The organism is Yoonia sp. R2331 (assembly GCF_041103235.1).
Taxonomy (GTDB): domain Bacteria; phylum Pseudomonadota; class Alphaproteobacteria; order Rhodobacterales; family Rhodobacteraceae; genus CANMYO01.
This window is the reverse complement of the sequence record NZ_JBGCUN010000001.1, coordinates 72759-87619: the sequence shown is the minus strand read 5'-3', so window position 1 is coordinate 87619 and position 14861 is coordinate 72759. Positions and strand designations below refer to the sequence as shown.

Annotated in this window: 12 protein-coding genes and 1 riboswitch; of the genes, 4 read left to right on the top strand and 8 right to left on the bottom strand. The window is 60.0% G+C overall.

Features of this window, described 5'->3' with window-relative positions:
- Positions 1–27: 27 nt before the first annotated feature.
- The 8 genes from AB3Y40_RS00415 to AB3Y40_RS00380 all read right to left on the bottom strand — a co-directional run bounded on the left by AB3Y40_RS00415 (position 28) and on the right by AB3Y40_RS00380 (position 8012).
- A complete protein-coding gene (locus AB3Y40_RS00415; RefSeq protein WP_369436830.1) occupies positions 28–1653 on the bottom strand; it encodes an ABC transporter permease in 1626 nt (541 codons plus the stop codon).
- Between the two features lie 105 nt (positions 1654–1758).
- Positions 1759–2355: a hypothetical protein gene (locus AB3Y40_RS00410; protein ID WP_369436829.1), complete on the bottom strand. Its 597-nt coding sequence runs from the start codon at positions 2353–2355 to the stop codon at positions 1759–1761.
- 3 nt (positions 2356–2358) lie between these two features.
- Entirely contained in the window at positions 2359–2976 is a 618-nt protein-coding gene (locus tag AB3Y40_RS00405) for a hypothetical protein (RefSeq protein ID WP_369436828.1), read from the bottom strand.
- Positions 2973–3956 (bottom strand): DUF4123 domain-containing protein, encoded by a 984-nt coding sequence (locus AB3Y40_RS00400; protein WP_369436827.1) that lies wholly within the window; start codon positions 3954–3956, stop codon positions 2973–2975. Before AB3Y40_RS00400 ends, AB3Y40_RS00405 begins: the two co-directional genes overlap by 4 nt.
- A complete protein-coding gene (locus AB3Y40_RS00395; protein WP_369436826.1) occupies positions 3953–4354 on the bottom strand; it encodes a PAAR domain-containing protein in 402 nt (133 codons plus the stop codon). Before AB3Y40_RS00395 ends, AB3Y40_RS00400 begins: the two co-directional genes overlap by 4 nt.
- Positions 4355–4365: 11 nt before the next feature.
- Entirely contained in the window at positions 4366–5037 is a 672-nt protein-coding gene (locus tag AB3Y40_RS00390; RefSeq protein ID WP_369436825.1) for a hypothetical protein, read from the bottom strand.
- Entirely contained in the window at positions 5038–5916 is an 879-nt protein-coding gene (locus AB3Y40_RS00385) for a hypothetical protein (RefSeq protein ID WP_369436824.1), read from the bottom strand.
- An 11-nt stretch (positions 5917–5927) separates the two neighbouring features.
- Positions 5928–8012: a type VI secretion system Vgr family protein gene (locus AB3Y40_RS00380; RefSeq protein WP_369436823.1), complete on the bottom strand. Its 2085-nt coding sequence runs from the start codon at positions 8010–8012 to the stop codon at positions 5928–5930.
- Between the two features lie 268 nt (positions 8013–8280).
- Positions 8281–8498: riboswitch (cobalamin riboswitch) on the top strand.
- Positions 8499–8609: 111 nt separating this feature from the next.
- Here AB3Y40_RS00380 and AB3Y40_RS00375 point away from each other — a divergent pair.
- From AB3Y40_RS00375 to cobN, 4 genes are all read left to right on the top strand, one after another.
- On the top strand, positions 8610–9254 hold the full coding sequence (locus tag AB3Y40_RS00375) for a HupE/UreJ family protein (RefSeq protein ID WP_369436822.1): 645 nt from the start codon (positions 8610–8612) through the stop codon (positions 9252–9254).
- 74 nt (positions 9255–9328) lie between these two features.
- Positions 9329–10396 (top strand): cobalamin biosynthesis protein CobW, encoded by a 1068-nt coding sequence (gene cobW, locus AB3Y40_RS00370; RefSeq protein ID WP_369436821.1) that lies wholly within the window; start codon positions 9329–9331, stop codon positions 10394–10396.
- Positions 10393–10845, top strand: a complete 453-nt coding sequence (locus AB3Y40_RS00365) for a GNAT family N-acetyltransferase (protein ID WP_369436820.1) — start codon at positions 10393–10395, stop codon at positions 10843–10845. Before cobW ends, AB3Y40_RS00365 begins: the two co-directional genes overlap by 4 nt.
- Before the next feature lie 82 nt (positions 10846–10927).
- Positions 10928–14632, top strand: coding sequence for a cobaltochelatase subunit CobN (gene cobN, locus AB3Y40_RS00360; protein WP_369436819.1), 3705 nt, complete (start codon positions 10928–10930; stop codon positions 14630–14632).
- Positions 14633–14861 lie beyond the last annotated feature (229 nt).

Below are 14861 nucleotides of genomic sequence, written 5' to 3'. Positions count from 1 at the left end.
GGCGCGCCACTCTCGGCGCGCCTTTCTTTATGACCGCTGTCGCCTGTCCCCGATCCGGACGCACAACAAGATCACCGGCAACAGACCGATCGCCGCAATCATCAGGCTTGGCACCGCCGCTCCTTCCAGCCGCTCGTCCGAGGCGAGACGAAAGGCCTGCACCGCCAGCGTGTCATAATTGAAGGGCCGCAGGATCAGCGTGGCGGGCAATTCCTTGATCGTATCGACAAAGACAATCAGCAGCGCCGTCAGGATGCTGCCCCGCAAGATTGGCATATGGATTGACCGGACGGTTCCCCATGCGCTGCGCCCCAGCACCCGCGCTGCCGCATCCACGTTCGGGGTGACCGTCGACAACCCGCTGTCATAGGCCCCGATTGCAGCGGCCAGAAACCGGATCAGATAGGCCGCAATCAACAACCAGATCGAACCCGAGATCAGCAGCCCGGTCGAGATGTCGAACCAGTCTTCCATCCGGGCATCAAACCAGTTGTCGAACCGTGCAAAGGGCACCATCAGCCCCACCGCGATTACCCCACCCGGAACCGCATAACCAAGCCGCCCGACGAACAGCGTCGCAAGCGACGTGCGGCTTTTCAGGATCCGGTCAAAGGTGCCAAGAATGATCGCAGCACTCACCGTCAGCACAGCGGCAATAGCTGCAAGCAGAAGCGAATTCTGGATGAACCCCACATAGCGCGGGCTAAAGATATCCTGTTCGGACCGCAGCCCCATCAGGATCAGTGTGATCGTTGGGATGACCACCCCCAGTAGCACCGGCAATGCACAGGCAATCTGTGCGGCCAAGGCGCGACCACCTGACAGATGGAACCGCGAAAACGGCTCTTGCTGGCCTTTGGTGGCATAGGTCGCCCTGCCCCGGTTGATGTATTCAAGGGCCGCCACCAGCAGCGCAAAGGTCAAAAGACCCAACGCCAATTGCGCCGCCGCGCCACGATCTGCCAACCCGAACCAACTGGTGTAGATACCCGTAGCAAAGGTTTGGACACTGAAATGCGCAACGGTGCCAAAATCGGCAATCGTCTCCATCACCACCAAAAGCGCGCCTGCGGCAATGGCGGGACGCGCCAGCGGCAAAGAGACCCGCAAATAGGCGTGCAACGGCGATGCACCCAGCGACCTTGCAGCATAGAACGGCGCGGCCGCCTGCAAGCGAAACGCGGTGCGTGCCAGCAGGTAGACATAAGGATAAAGTACCAGCGTCAGCATCAATGCCGCACCACCCAATGACCGGATTTCCGGGAACCAATAATCGCGCGGCCCCCATCCCATCAGATCGCGCAAAGTGGATTGCACAATGCCTGGATGGTCCAGCACATCGGTGTAGGCATAGGCCAAAACATAGGCCGGAAACGCCAGCGGGATGACCAGCCCGACTTCCAGCAACCGGCGCCCGCGAAACTCTGTCGTGACCACAAGCCAGGCAGTGACACTACCAATGAGGATGCTGCCGCTTGCGACCAGCACGACCAAAACCAGCGTCGTCCAAGTATAGCGCCACAGCACGGTCTGGGCGAGCTGTGAAAGCGTATCAAACGTCCCAAGAGCAGCGGCCGCAACGACGCCCAGCAGTGGCAACAGACACACCGCAGCAATCAGCAACGCTGTCCCGGTAATGATGTGCTTGTCCATGAAGTGTGCTCTGCTTGCTGGTCGCGGCGGTTTTAGCCCGATCCGTCGCACAATGACAGGCCCGATTGTTTTAGTCGGGATTGTGTCGCAGCCGAAAACGCGCCGTTAAGCAGCAGCTTGCCATGTCTCGAGGATTTCGGGCTGCAACTTTGACACGGCGGGGTCATAGCGTTTCAACAGAACCGCGCCTAACATCGGGGGCAGATCAACCAGCCACGCAGTCGAGACATCCATGACGATAGGTGCCGGATCGCAGAGCGCCACAAGCACTAACGCCTTGATGTCATAGCTGACCGCCTCTGCCAGTTGCATCAGGGATCGGCTTTGCGGTCGCATGGCCGGATTGAAAAGCCTGATCGCGCGTTCATCTATTTGCGCAGGCTCTTCGATGTCCAGCAGAACACCGTCCGCCACAGCTTGCAGATCCGCGCCCTTGCACCAGGACAGCGCAATCGCACCGATCTGAGTGATCCCCTGTGCCTCGATAAAGGCCTGCCACCGCGCGGCCTCGCAAGTGTCCAGAACCGCCAATAGCGCGTTGGTGTTGTCGGCCACCGCTGCCCGCTGCCGCAGCGTATCGGGCGCAAACGCGGCGCGCTGCCATTGCTTGGCGTCGCTGTGCAGTCCGATCCAGATGTCGGCAAGGCTCAGGTCCTGACCAAGGCGGAAGACGCCTTTTTCGGGGTCGTTTGGGCGGGTCATGGCTTAGAATGTCTCGGTCAGGTTTGGGGCGTAGTTAGGATTGGCGTTATGCGGGCTGACGTCCATGCTCATGTGCATCGACGTCCCACCGTCGGCATAATCGAATGTGCCCAGATCAAGGCTGGTGTCATCCAGAACACCGCCAAAATAGCGGCACTGCCAGCCGCGCCCGCCGGACAATGACAGGGCGACCCTGTAGGTCATGTTGGGCGCGTCTCGCGCCCCCAAACCGGCATCTCCATGAAAGCGCGGCGCTGAAAACATGCTGTCGGGCAGCCAATGGTTTCCTTCTGAGTCCTCGTAACGAACCACGACCTCTTTGTCGGGCAATGGCCACATCCGGCTTTGCACCTCTGTCACCGGGGTCGGATTGGTGGCAGGGCACCGGTTGCAGGCATTGCGCTCGACATGTTCGCGGCTGTCAGGGGCGATGGTATCGCCTGGCTTTACCTCTTCACACGGCTTGTCAGTGGCGCAGGTGCCCGTTGGGCAGTCATAGGGCGGCAATGGCCGCGTTGCCGGGTCCAGCGCCTCGCGCCGGGCCAAGCCTTCGGCCCAACGTCCCCCCTCGCGGCCCAGTTCGGCCAAGGCTTCCGCAGATTTTTGCGATGGGATGATCAAAGTTCCATCTCCTCTTCTGCTTTTCCAAACTCCCACCACCCGTTCAGCCGCTGATAAAAGGCAATGGCGGCGTCAGGTTCCAGTTCGATGATGATCCGGCCCAGAAACGCGCCAGAGCGTTGGTTCGGATTTGGCTTCTGGGCGATGACGGCCTCCCAGAATTCATCAGATGCGACCAGCGCAGGTTTGCGCATGCGCACGATCGCCATTGTGACGATATCCATCTCGCGACACACCTCGAGCCGGGCGCAATCGGCAATGGAAGCACCGATCAGGTCCTGCACCTCGTCGGGGGTGCGGTCACCAACATCGCCGCCCCATTCCGTGGTCAGGTAGGCCTGCAGCCGCTCACGAAAGACCGTGTCGGTGACCTTGCTCATTTGTTCCATCTGGTTGCTGTTGATCTGTTGCAGCACAGGGGGGCGGATATCACCTTCGGCGGGCTCAAGGTCGGTGGCGACGGACGCACCGGGAAGCAACGGCATATTGATCTTTGCGATCCCGGCGCCGCGCGCCACATAGGCCTGATCGACGGGTCCCCAGAACGCCGCCGCCTCTGTTGTGGTAAGCGAAGCCAGGAACGCCAGCAGAATGCGGGTGTCATAAAACCGGAAAAGCGCCATGTCTTGACCCTCGTTGATGATGACGTGCAAACGCCCGGCAAAATGCCTGCGCAGATCATCCAATGATGCATCGCTTTGCGCAACAAAACCCGCGTGGCGATGATTTGCCGCCTTGATCAGGTCCCGGACAGCTTTGGGCCTGTCCGGATCCAGAGCCACGACATAAGGGGCCTCACCCGACAACATGATCGCATCTTCGCCGGAAAACAGGCTTTCGAATGTCAGGCGGGATGCGCCGATAGTGGCCAGCAGATTATCATAGCTTGTGGCATCCAGCACGGCCGTCAATTGACCTGCGCGAAACGCGCGGCGCAGGCCGAACAGGGTCCTGCGGGATATGGGTGTCGCGCCGTTCATCCGGAACTGGTCACAAAGGCCTGACCCTTGCGGTTGGCATCGCGCATGCATTCGCGCACGCAGGGCGCACCTCGCGCCAGCCGCAGGGGTGAAAAGGTCGGTGCGGGCTGAACATCCGCCGTGACAGTGCCGGACCCGGCAGACACCGACCCACCGCAATCAACCCCATCCCCGATCCGGGCCAAAGGCCTGCCATTCACAAAGACCGTCGGTGACCCGGCAGAGACTGAACGCCCATGCGGCGGGCAGTTCGAACAGCCATGTGGCGCGACTGCATCGCCTTTGCGCAAGGCCGGAATGCCGTCAATAGAGACATTGGGGCTGCCCGCAATCGACGGTGTCGGCGGGAAGCATCCGTGACCGACGCAGATATCACCCTTGCGAGAGGCGGCTGGCATCAAGTTTTCCCCTAATCGGTCAAGGCATCCCACGCATTGCGCGCGGTTTCCTCGATCTGTTCCATCCCGGCGTCCGAGATGATCTCTTGCGGCATGAAATCGCGAGTCGGCGCGCCATTGCCCACCTGCACCGTGACGTCATAGCCCGCTTCGCCCATCGACAGCAGGCGGAACCCACCGCGTGTCAGCCAACCAGCGGTCTTGATCGCCTGGCGCAAGGCACGTTTTCCGGCCATTTCCGCCAGCCCCTGCCCGGGCAGGTTCCCTGACTTGATGATCACATAATAAAGCGCACCCCAGCCTTCTTCGCCATCCGGGCCACCACTGCTGACCTCAAGCTGGAACGATGCGGAGGACGTCGGCGGGCCAACGTAAAAGCTGGTCACCTTTTTGGGGCCGGGGCTGTCGTTGTGATAGACGTAAAGAATACCCGGCGGCAGGGCGAGGCCACTGCCCAATGTGCGGACATTAAAGCGCGCGGTAACTGTGCCGCTTGTGGTGATCACATTGGCAAAGCCCACAGCATAATTTTTGATGTCGCGAAGCTGAATTCCGTCCGCGTCGCGGCCCGATCCACCTAAGCGGCGCTCTTCCAGAAATGCTTCCCAATCTGAGGTTTTGGAAAAATCAAAGTCGGTCTTTGACAGAAACGCATCAAGGTCTTCTCTGGTGAATTCAACCATTTAACTGCCTCCGGCGGTCGTAAGATATGCAGTGGCTTCGGGATAGGCGGATTGCATGACACGCAAAGTGCCAGCCGACACGCCATCGATCCCGTTTGCGCGCACTAGGCGTGGGTAGTCGGCTGATCCAATGGCGGGCAATGCGCTGGCATCGAGCCCTGAAGGATAGCATGCCGTGCCAAGGGTTGCGGGATCAGCCATCGCACGGTTCACCGCCAACGTGCTGGTACATGCCGTATCAACAAGTCCCGCGCGGCGCAGACCCAGCACCCAACCGGGGCTAACTGGGCAAGCTGTCTGCACCTCTGCCAGTGTTGCAGTCCCCTGCGCGACCAGCAACTTGTCCGCCAAACCCACATAACCGGCGCAATCACTTGCATCAGTCGCGCAATCGAAATCACCGCATCCGTCCACGATGACTTCCATATTCGCATCATTGCCCCAAATCGGGATTGCCCGCAAAACCGCACCAACATCATCAGCTTGCGCCAACGCGCTCTGTGCATCGCGAGAGGCGCGCACAAAGTCTGCCGTCGGACCATCGGGCAGCCGATCAAGAATGGCAGGATCAGAGGCAAAGAATCCCCGGTCCCCCTCGCCTGCGGTCGCGTCGATCACTGCGAGCACTTCGTTTTCATCCGCATGATCAAAGGCCAAAGACGGGTAGCCCAAATCAAATGCGCGAGACGCATCGGTGTCGGCAACAAAGGCTGCCGCACAGGTCCGATCGAGCATCGCAGCCAATTCGGTCGGTACCTCTGCGCCGATTGCCTCGGTCACCGGCGCGCAGGCCGTGGCTACATCCGGTGCCTTTGGCCACATGGTCCAAGCCGCAAAACCGACCAGCGCCAGGCCACCAATTCCAATGACTGCTTTCATGTCGATGGCTCCTAGTTCAGGTCGATTTTCTTGGCGCGTAGCTTGATATGCGTGCCAACCAGCTCAATCTCGCCAGAGCGTTTCATGATGAACCGTGATGCCCCGCAGCGCAGGTCGATTTCCTTGCCAACATGCATGTAGCGGCCGCCGCCGACAGTTTCATACGACCCGTCACCCACCGTTTCGTTCTTTTGCGAACCCACGTTCATCTGCAAGCTTGTGCCAATTGCAATCGTGCTGCTGGACCCGACCCGTGTGTTTGATTGGGTGCCGATCACCTCTGTCATGGATTGCGCGACCATCAATTTGTAATGGCCACGCCCAGCATCGGGTTTGCCGTGGATCGTCGTTTTGTAGGCGAGCTGCAACGGCCCGTCATCATAGGCCTCCATCGGTTTTGGCGCATGCACGCTGACATCCGGCACACCAATCGCGGTAACCGCATTGCCACCGATTTGAAAGTTATAGTCCTTGCCGATCTCGGAAAATTTGCTGTTGCCGATGGATTCCACTTCACTGACATCAACGCGCTTGGCGCTGTTGTTCTGGATATGAACCTCGTGGTCCTTTTGCGCATGCAGATAGATGCGTTCGTCGCCACGTTCGTCTTCAAACGTGAATTCGTTGAACCCCTGCCCCTTGTGCGTATCGCTGCGAAAAACAGACCGGGTTTTGTGTTCCGGCAACGGATAGGGGACGTCATTCTTGCCGTTGTAAACACAGCCCGTGACCAGCGGTTTGTCAGGATCGCCTTCAAGGAATTCGACCACGACCTCCATCCCGATGCGCGGGATCACCATGCCACCCCAGCCCTTTGACGCCCAGTTCTGACTGACCCGGCAGCGCATCGAATAGCGCTTGTCGAGGTCCCAGTGGAAATGCACCAGAATCCGCCCGTATTCGTCGCAATCAATCTCGCCCTCGCCCACCACCGTGGCGGTTTGCGGGCCCTGCACGACGGCGCGTTTCGTCTTGCGTTCGGGGCGCATCTGCGCGCCCGAGGGCATCAGCAGATAATCACCCTGATACATGGTACCCGCATCATCGCCAGACCCATAGCCGCCCGAGGCATAGCTGTGCTGGGCAGACAGACAAAGTGACTTCCCTACACCGGGCACCTTGTCGCCCCTGATGTCGATGATCTGGCCCGCGCGCAAGCTGGCGCAATCGCCCTGCGCCTGATGGCGTGGATCTTGACCGCGTTCCTGATCGACACGCAACCGGGCAACCTTTTTGCCAGTGCCCTGTTCAAGGTAGTCGCCGGGGTAGTCGTAGCTTTCGATCTGACCCTCTTCGTAGACCGCATCACCTGATCGCTCGGTTTCCATCGCCGCCGTTGGGGTTTTGAAGTTGTAGTCCGTCAGCCGGATTGCCCCGGTGGTCATGCGCCGTGCCGGGCGCATCTCCCAGAAATGTTCTTCATCTGCCCGGTGGCCCGTTGCGGTGCTGATGTATTTGCGCGATCCACCCGGCAAAGGTTCGTGGGCGGTGATATTGTCGGTCAGCACCAACGTGTGGCTGCCCATGTCGTGGGCAAAATGAAAGCTGATACCAAAGCGTTCCATCATGCGCCGCGCAAAAGCCAGATCGCTTTCGCGATACTGCACTGTGTATTCAAGCACGGGATAATCACCGGCCAGCCTGACCTCGAACGCTGGCTCACCCAGCCCGGTGTAGGGTGCAAACAATTCCTGCAAGATTTGCACCACGGTCATCTCGTGATAGATTTGTTGCTTGCGGCGCAGTCCGAGCATCCAGAACCAGGGCCGCAAGATCAGTTCGTACCGCCACCCGTTGTCGCCTGGCCCCAAAAGCTGTGCTTCGGTGACGATGCCGTCAAAGGGGATGTCCGGCAGATCAAATGACGTCAGGCTGACGGTGGCGTGCGTGCCAATCAGGGCGTCAAAATCCACGTCATTGCGATTGGAAATCGCCTCGACCCGATAACGGAAAAGGTCGTTCATGTGTTCTTCGCCAACAAAACGCACAAGGCTAAGCTTGTCGGGACCCAAAACAGTCGTCAGCACGCCCATACGGGCGTCCTGTTTGAAGGAAACATTCATCTGAAAATACTCGTTTTCGCCTCTCCAACTCAACTTTGAGGTTAGCCATCAAGATTGTCAAATTTCAGGCAAATTGGGGTCAAATTTTGTGGGAATTTCATGATCTTGTTTGGTGTGCCACTGGTTTGGATCAGCAAGCTGATGCGCGAGCTTTCCGTCATCCTCCCGCGGAATGCAGTTTCAGGCCCACGATCATCCAATAACTGATCTTCGGTCGCTAAACCCCAATCACGACACCGGCGCGTGTCGTGACGTCGCCTGATGACGTCGCTTTCACCCTTGACGCTGGCTGCAGCGAAGGCGCACACATACGGCGCACGGTTCCCCCGACAAAGGCCAAGCCTTGGGGGATGAAATGGGAATGCGACGGGGCCGATCCTGACACGGGAGACCCTTAACCGCAGCCGCCCCCGCGACTGTAAGCGGTAAGTGCCTTGTGACGACGCCACTGGGAAACCGGGAAGGCAACAAGGTGCAACGACCCGCAGCCAGGAGACCAGCCATGCACGGCCCCGACATTGGGGACGGACTTGAAACAACGGACGGGGTGTTCCGTGGGGGTCTGATCCGGGCAGATAAACCGGACACTCCATGAAATCCCCCCTTTACGCGATCCAAAAGGGGACAGACATGAAAAAACTTCTTACCGCCGCGGGCCTCAGCCTTGCTGCCACACCAGCCTTGGCGCACCACCCACTGGGTGGATTGCCAATGGAAACCTTCGCGCATGGGCTTTTGTCCGGCGTGGGCCACCCGCTCTTGGGCTTTGACCATCTGTTCTTTGTGCTGGCGATGGGCATTGCAGCCACGTTCACAGCAGCCCGCTACACCGGGCCTGCCGCGTACATCGGTGCAATGCTGGCAGGCTGCGGCCTGATGTATGCAGGCGTTGCGATGCCGCTGGCAGAAACGGTGATCGTGATCTCGCTGCTGGCGATTGGCGGGTTGGTCCTTTCGGGTCGCGCAATTGACGCAGGCGTGGCGATAGCCATCTTTGCTGTCTTTGGCCTGTTCCACGGTTCTGCTTTCGGCGGCTCGATCGCCGCACAAGAAGGCGGCGTTGGCGGCGCAGTCCTCTTGGGTTACTTTATCGGCCTCGCTGTTCTGCAATATGCAATGGCGATCCTGGCTGGCTGGGCTGTTCGCAAACTTGGCGCATCTGACGCGGCTGCAGTCAACGCCCGCCTCGCGGGTGCAATGGTCGCCGGCGTCGGCGTCTTCTTGGCACTCGAAATTGTCGAGGGTCCGATTGTTGCTGCCCTTACGGGCGCCTAAATATTCGCCACCGTACCATGACGAGGGGGCCCGCGGCCCCCTTTTCACGTCAACCAAACGACAGGACCGTCACCATGCCCGCAAAAATCCCCGCTACCGTTGTCACCGGCTTTCTGGGCGCTGGCAAAACCACGCTAATTCGCCACATGCTGCAAAACGCAAATGGTCGCCGCATCGCGCTGATCATCAATGAATTCGGTGATCTAGGCGTCGATGGTGACATCCTTAAAGGCTGCGGCGACGAAACCTGCCGCGAAGAAGACGTGGTTGAACTGTCCAACGGCTGCATCTGCTGCACTGTTGCTGACGACTTCATACCGACCATGGAAAAGCTGCTCGCCCGCGAAGACGCACCCGACCACATCGTGATTGAAACCTCTGGCCTCGCCCTGCCGCAACCGCTGGTGCGCGCCTTCAATTGGCCCGGCATTTCGACAAAAGTGACCGTCGACGGCGTTGTCACCGTGGTTGACGGCAAGGCCGTAAATGACGGCCAATTTGCCCACAATCTTGCCGCCATCGACGCCCAGCGCGCGGCGGACGAAAACCTTGACCACGAAACACCTCTGTCAGAGCTTTTTGAAGATCAGATCGCCTGCGCCGACATGATCGTCGTCAACAAGACCGACCTTTTGACCGACGCCGAAACCGACAACCTGACAGGAAAGCTCAAATCGGACAGCCGGAACGGCGTGCAAGTTGTCCGCGCCGCGATGGGTGCGCTGCCCGTTGACGTGCTGCTGGGTCAGGGCGTTGGGGCTGAAACCGACCTCGCCGCCCGCCACGAGGTACACCACCATCACCACCACGATGACGACCACCATGACGATCATCATCACGACCATGAACATGAACACGGGCATGACGAATTTGAATCCTTCGTCGTCACTCGCCCCGAAATCACCGACGCAAATGCCTTTGCCGAACAGGTGGCAGAAGTGATCCGCGCCCATAACATCCTGCGCCTCAAAGGTTTTGCCGCTGTCGCAGGCAAGCCCATGCGCCTGACCCTGCAAGCCGTCGGTCCGCGCGTAGACACCTATTTTGATGGTCCCCTGACCGGCCCGCGCCAGACACGGCTGGTCGTGATTGGCGAGGCCGGACTTGACCAAGATGCGATCACCGCTGCGCTTTCAGCATGATCATCGTTGAACCCGGCAATCCCCATGACCCACAGGCGACGGCGCTGCTGCAAGCCAGTCACGCGCTTATGAAATCCCTCTTTCCGCCAGAAGATAACTTCTATCTCGACATCAATGACCTCACCGCAGACCATATCCGCTTTTTTATTGCGCGCGAAGGCGAGACGATCTTTGGAACCGGGGCGCTCGCACTGAAAGACACTTACGGCGAGGTCAAGTCCATGTTCGTGTCAGAAACGGCGCGCGGTCGTGGAATTGCCGATGCCTTGCTGCGCCAGATCGAGGACGAGGCCCGCGCCAACGCCTTGCCCGTCCTCAAACTTGAAACCGGCAATGTGCTGCATGCCGCCCACAAGCTCTACCGTCGCCACGGCTTTGTCGATTGTGGTGTCTTCGGCGACTATTCCGCCGCCAAATCCTCGATCTTCATGGAAAAGCCGCTGACATGACGCCGCTTGTTGCTTCTGGCCAAAAACGTGCGCGTGGGGGCCACTTCGCAGGGGGCGGCGTGCCCAAACCGGGGCGTCACTGATGCACCTGCTCGCCGCAACGCCGGGACAGATCGACGACGGCAAAGAACCCGTCGATCTAGGCCAAACCCCGGCCGACGTTATTTTCATTTCTGCCGCCGACACCGAACTGGCCGCACTGGCAGAGGCCCGCGCCGCGATGGACAGCCCGCCCTCGCTGCGGCTGGCCAATATGATGCACCTTCAGCACCCGATGTCGGTTGACCTGCACCTTGACGATTGCGCCACCAAATCCCGTCTTGTGGTTGCACGTGTCCTTGGTGGGATGGGCTACTGGACCTATGGCGTCACCCAATATGCCGCACGCCTGCGCGCCGCTGGCGTCCCTCTGGCCCTGCTGCCCGGTGATGACAAACCAGACCCCGATTTGCGTGGCCTCTCAACCGTCACTGATGCCGATTACGATGCGCTTTGGGCCTATCTGGTCGAAGGCGGTCCGCAAAATGCCACACAATTTGTCACCTATTGTCACGCAATCATCAACAAGGCGGACAAACCTGCCGCCGCCAACCCGCTGTTACGCGCTGGTGTCTACTGGCCCGGTAGCGGTCTCGCCGATCTGACGACCGCGCAATCCGCATGGACCCCCGACGCCCCCGTTGTCCCGATCATCTTTTATCGTGCGCTTGTGCAAGGCGGCGGGCTAAACCCGATCAACCGCCTAACAAAATCTCTGTTGCGCGCTGGTCTCAACCCGCTGCCCATTTTCGTAGCCTCACTCAAAGATCCCGTTTCAACTGCCACGCTTGCACAGATTTTCGACCTTGCCCCACCAGAGGTCATTCTCAACTGCACCGCCTTCGCGGTCGGCTCTCCGCATGACGGCGATGACAGCCCGGCCAACCCTCTTCTCGCCAATGACGCGCCGGTATTCCAAGTCATCCTGTCCGGCAGCTCAGAAACCGCATGGGCTGAAAACCCGCAGGGCCTCTCTGCCCGCGACATTGCCATGAACGTCGCCCTGCCAGAGGTGGACGGCCGCATCTTGTCGCGCGCCGTCTCTTTCAAATCGGAAGCTTTCTTTGATGAGGCAACCCAATGCCCCATCGCCACCTATCAAGGCGTCGGCGATCGCATCGACTTTGTCATGCAACTGGCCAAAAACTGGGCCGCTTTGCGCTGCAAGCCCCCCAAGGACCGCAAAATCGCGCTGATCCTCGCCAACTACCCCAACAAAGACGGACGGCTCGCCAATGGGGTGGGTCTCGACACCCCAGCCGCCACGGTTCATGTGATGAACCTCTTGGCCGGTGCGGGCTACACCACCACCCCACCCAAAAGCGCCCAATCTCTGATGGATCAGATGATGGCTGGACCCACCAACTGGCTCACTGACCGTGCCGACAAAGACGGCGGCGAAACCATGCCGCTGGACACCTACCTCACCCACCTCGCGGATCTGCCATGGTCCGCAAAGGAACAGCTGACCGACCACTGGGGCGCACCGGAACAAGACCCCTTCTTCTGGCCAGAAATATCCCAGGGGGAGGCGCAGCCGGGGGACAGCGTCCCCCAACCCGGCCTGAAACTCTCGATCCACAGGTTCGGCAATGTGGTCGTCGGTTTGCAACCCGCGCGCGGCTACAACATAGACCCGACCGAGACCTATCATTCTCCCGACCTTGTCCCGCCGCATAACTACGTCGCCTTCTATCACTGGCTGCGGCACGACTGGGGGGCTGACGCCATCGTCCACATGGGCAAACACGGCAATCTGGAATGGCTGCCCGGCAAGGCGCTGGCGCTGGATGCCGCAAGCTGGCCTGAAATCGCCCTTGGCCCGACCCCACATGTCTACCCCTTCATCGTCAACGACCCCGGCGAAGGTACGCAGGCGAAACGCCGCGCCGCAGGTGTCATCGTCGATCACCTCACACCGCCGCTGACCCGCGCCGAAACCTATGGCCCTTTGCGCGACCTCGAAGCACTGGTGGACGAATATTATGAGGCCGCAGGCGTCGATCCCCGCCGCATCGACCACCTGCGCCGCGAAATCCTGTCCCTATCGGATGTTACCGGCCTTGCCAAAGACGCGGCCTTCACAGGCGATGAAGACACCGATCTTGCAAAACTCGACGCTTACTTGTGCGAACTGAAAGAGGCGCAGATCAGGGATGGCCTGCACATCTTCGGCCAATCCCCTACCGGCCAGCAGGAAACCGACCTCGCCATTGCACTCGCGCGCATCCCGCGCGGCGACGGCAAAGGGGCGAACGCCTCACTCCTGCGCGCCCTCGCCGCTGATCTCAAACTCACCCTCGACCCGCTCGACTGCGACATGGCCGCCCCCGCCGCCGAAAGACCTAAGGCCCTCGCTGGCGGCACATGGCGCACAAATGGCGACACCATCGAACGGCTCGAATCCCTGGCGCAACGCCTCGTCACCAGCGATGAGGGACCACCGGGACCGAAGAGCGCCGCCGTCCTGCAAGAGATCAAGACCCATATCATCCCCACCATCGCCCAATGCGGCATTAACGAAGGCAGCAACCTGCTGACCGCCCTTGACGGCCGTGCCATCCCACCCGGCCCGTCCGGAGCACCGACCCGAGGCCGTCTTGACACCCTGCCCACCGGCAAAAATTTCTACTCCGTCGACAGCCGCGCCGTGCCCACCCCCACCGCTTGGGCGCTTGGTTGGAAATCCGCCAATCTGCTGATCGAAAAGCATCTGCAAGACCACGGCGACTGGCCGCGCAGCTTGCTGCTGACAGCCTGGGGCACCGCCAATATGCGCACCGGTGGCGATGATATCGCCCAAGCACTGGCGCTGATGGGATGCAAACCCACGTGGGACGCTGCCAACCGCCGCGTCACGGGGTTCGAAGTCATCCCGCACACCACCCTCGGCCGTCCTCGTGTTGATGTCACCTTGCGCATCTCCGGCTTCTTCCGCGACGCCTTCCCGCAGCTCATCGCGCTGGTGGATTCCGCCGCCCGCAAAGTGCAATCGCTTGATGAACCCGCCGGTCTCAACCCCGCTGCCGCCCGCGCGGCACAGGGCGAAAACCAATCTCGCGTTTTCGGCTCCAAACCCGGTGCCTACGGCGCGGGCCTGCAGGCGATGATCGACGAACAGCTCTGGGCCTCCAAGGCCGATCTGGCAGAGGCCTATTTGCAGTGGGGCTCTTACGCCTACAACGCCGGCGCAGAGGGAACCCAGAACCGCGCAGCCTTTGAAACCCGCTTGAAACAAACAGAAGCAATCGTCCAGAACCAGGACAACCGCGAACACGACATCCTCGATTCCGACGATTATTATCAGTTTGAGGGCGGTGCAGCGGCGGCGGTTTCAACCCTGCAGGGCACAGATCGCCCGATCTACCACAACGACCATTCCCGCCCCGAACGCCCCGTGATCCGCACGCTGGATGATGAGATTGGCCGCGTCGTCCGGTCCCGCGTGGTGAACCCAAAATGGATCGATGGCGTCAAACGCCACGGCTACAAAGGCGCGTTTGAAATGGCCGCGACTGTCGACTACCTGTTCGCCTTCGCGGCAACGACAGGGGCCGTGCGCAACCATCACTTTGATCTGGTGGAAGAAGCCTATCTTGCCGATGACACAACCCGTGACTTCATCGCCGAGGTAAACGCCCCGGCGCTGCGTGATATCGCAGCACGTCTGCAAGAAGCCATCGACCGCGACCTTTGGACTCCAAAATCCAATTCCGCCCGCGCCCGTATCGCGGGGCTTCTTGATTAGATGCCAGCTGCCATCGCCGCGACGCCCAGGTAACTCAGGAATAACCCCAAAACCACAAACTTCATCATGTCCCATACTCCCTCTTGGGCAGCGGGATAGGCCGGTCACACAGCTTAGATCAGGGGAATAGTTTGCCCGCAGGCCCCGTCAAAGACCCGTCGCAAGGGCGGCGGTTCCAACGTAGGCGGCAAACATGCAAAGGACGAAAATACGCATTTTTTGTCTTTCT

Coding starts and splice junctions, on each gene's coding strand:
- AB3Y40_RS00415 (WP_369436830.1), bottom strand. CDS start 1,653: ATGGACAAGCACATCATTACCGGGACAGCGTTGCTGATTGCTGCGGTG.
- AB3Y40_RS00410 (WP_369436829.1), bottom strand. CDS start 2,355: ATGACCCGCCCAAACGACCCCGAAAAAGGCGTCTTCCGCCTTGGTCAG.
- AB3Y40_RS00400 (WP_369436827.1), bottom strand. CDS start 3,956: ATGAACGGCGCGACACCCATATCCCGCAGGACCCTGTTCGGCCTGCGC.
- AB3Y40_RS00395 (WP_369436826.1), bottom strand. CDS start 4,354: ATGCCAGCCGCCTCTCGCAAGGGTGATATCTGCGTCGGTCACGGATGC.
- AB3Y40_RS00390 (WP_369436825.1), bottom strand. CDS start 5,037: ATGGTTGAATTCACCAGAGAAGACCTTGATGCGTTTCTGTCAAAGACC.
- AB3Y40_RS00385 (WP_369436824.1), bottom strand. CDS start 5,916: ATGAAAGCAGTCATTGGAATTGGTGGCCTGGCGCTGGTCGGTTTTGCG.
- AB3Y40_RS00375 (WP_369436822.1), top strand. CDS start 8,610: ATGAAAAAACTTCTTACCGCCGCGGGCCTCAGCCTTGCTGCCACACCA.
- cobW (WP_369436821.1), top strand. CDS start 9,329: ATGCCCGCAAAAATCCCCGCTACCGTTGTCACCGGCTTTCTGGGCGCT.
- AB3Y40_RS00365 (WP_369436820.1), top strand. CDS start 10,393: ATGATCATCGTTGAACCCGGCAATCCCCATGACCCACAGGCGACGGCG.
- cobN (WP_369436819.1), top strand. CDS start 10,928: ATGCACCTGCTCGCCGCAACGCCGGGACAGATCGACGACGGCAAAGAA.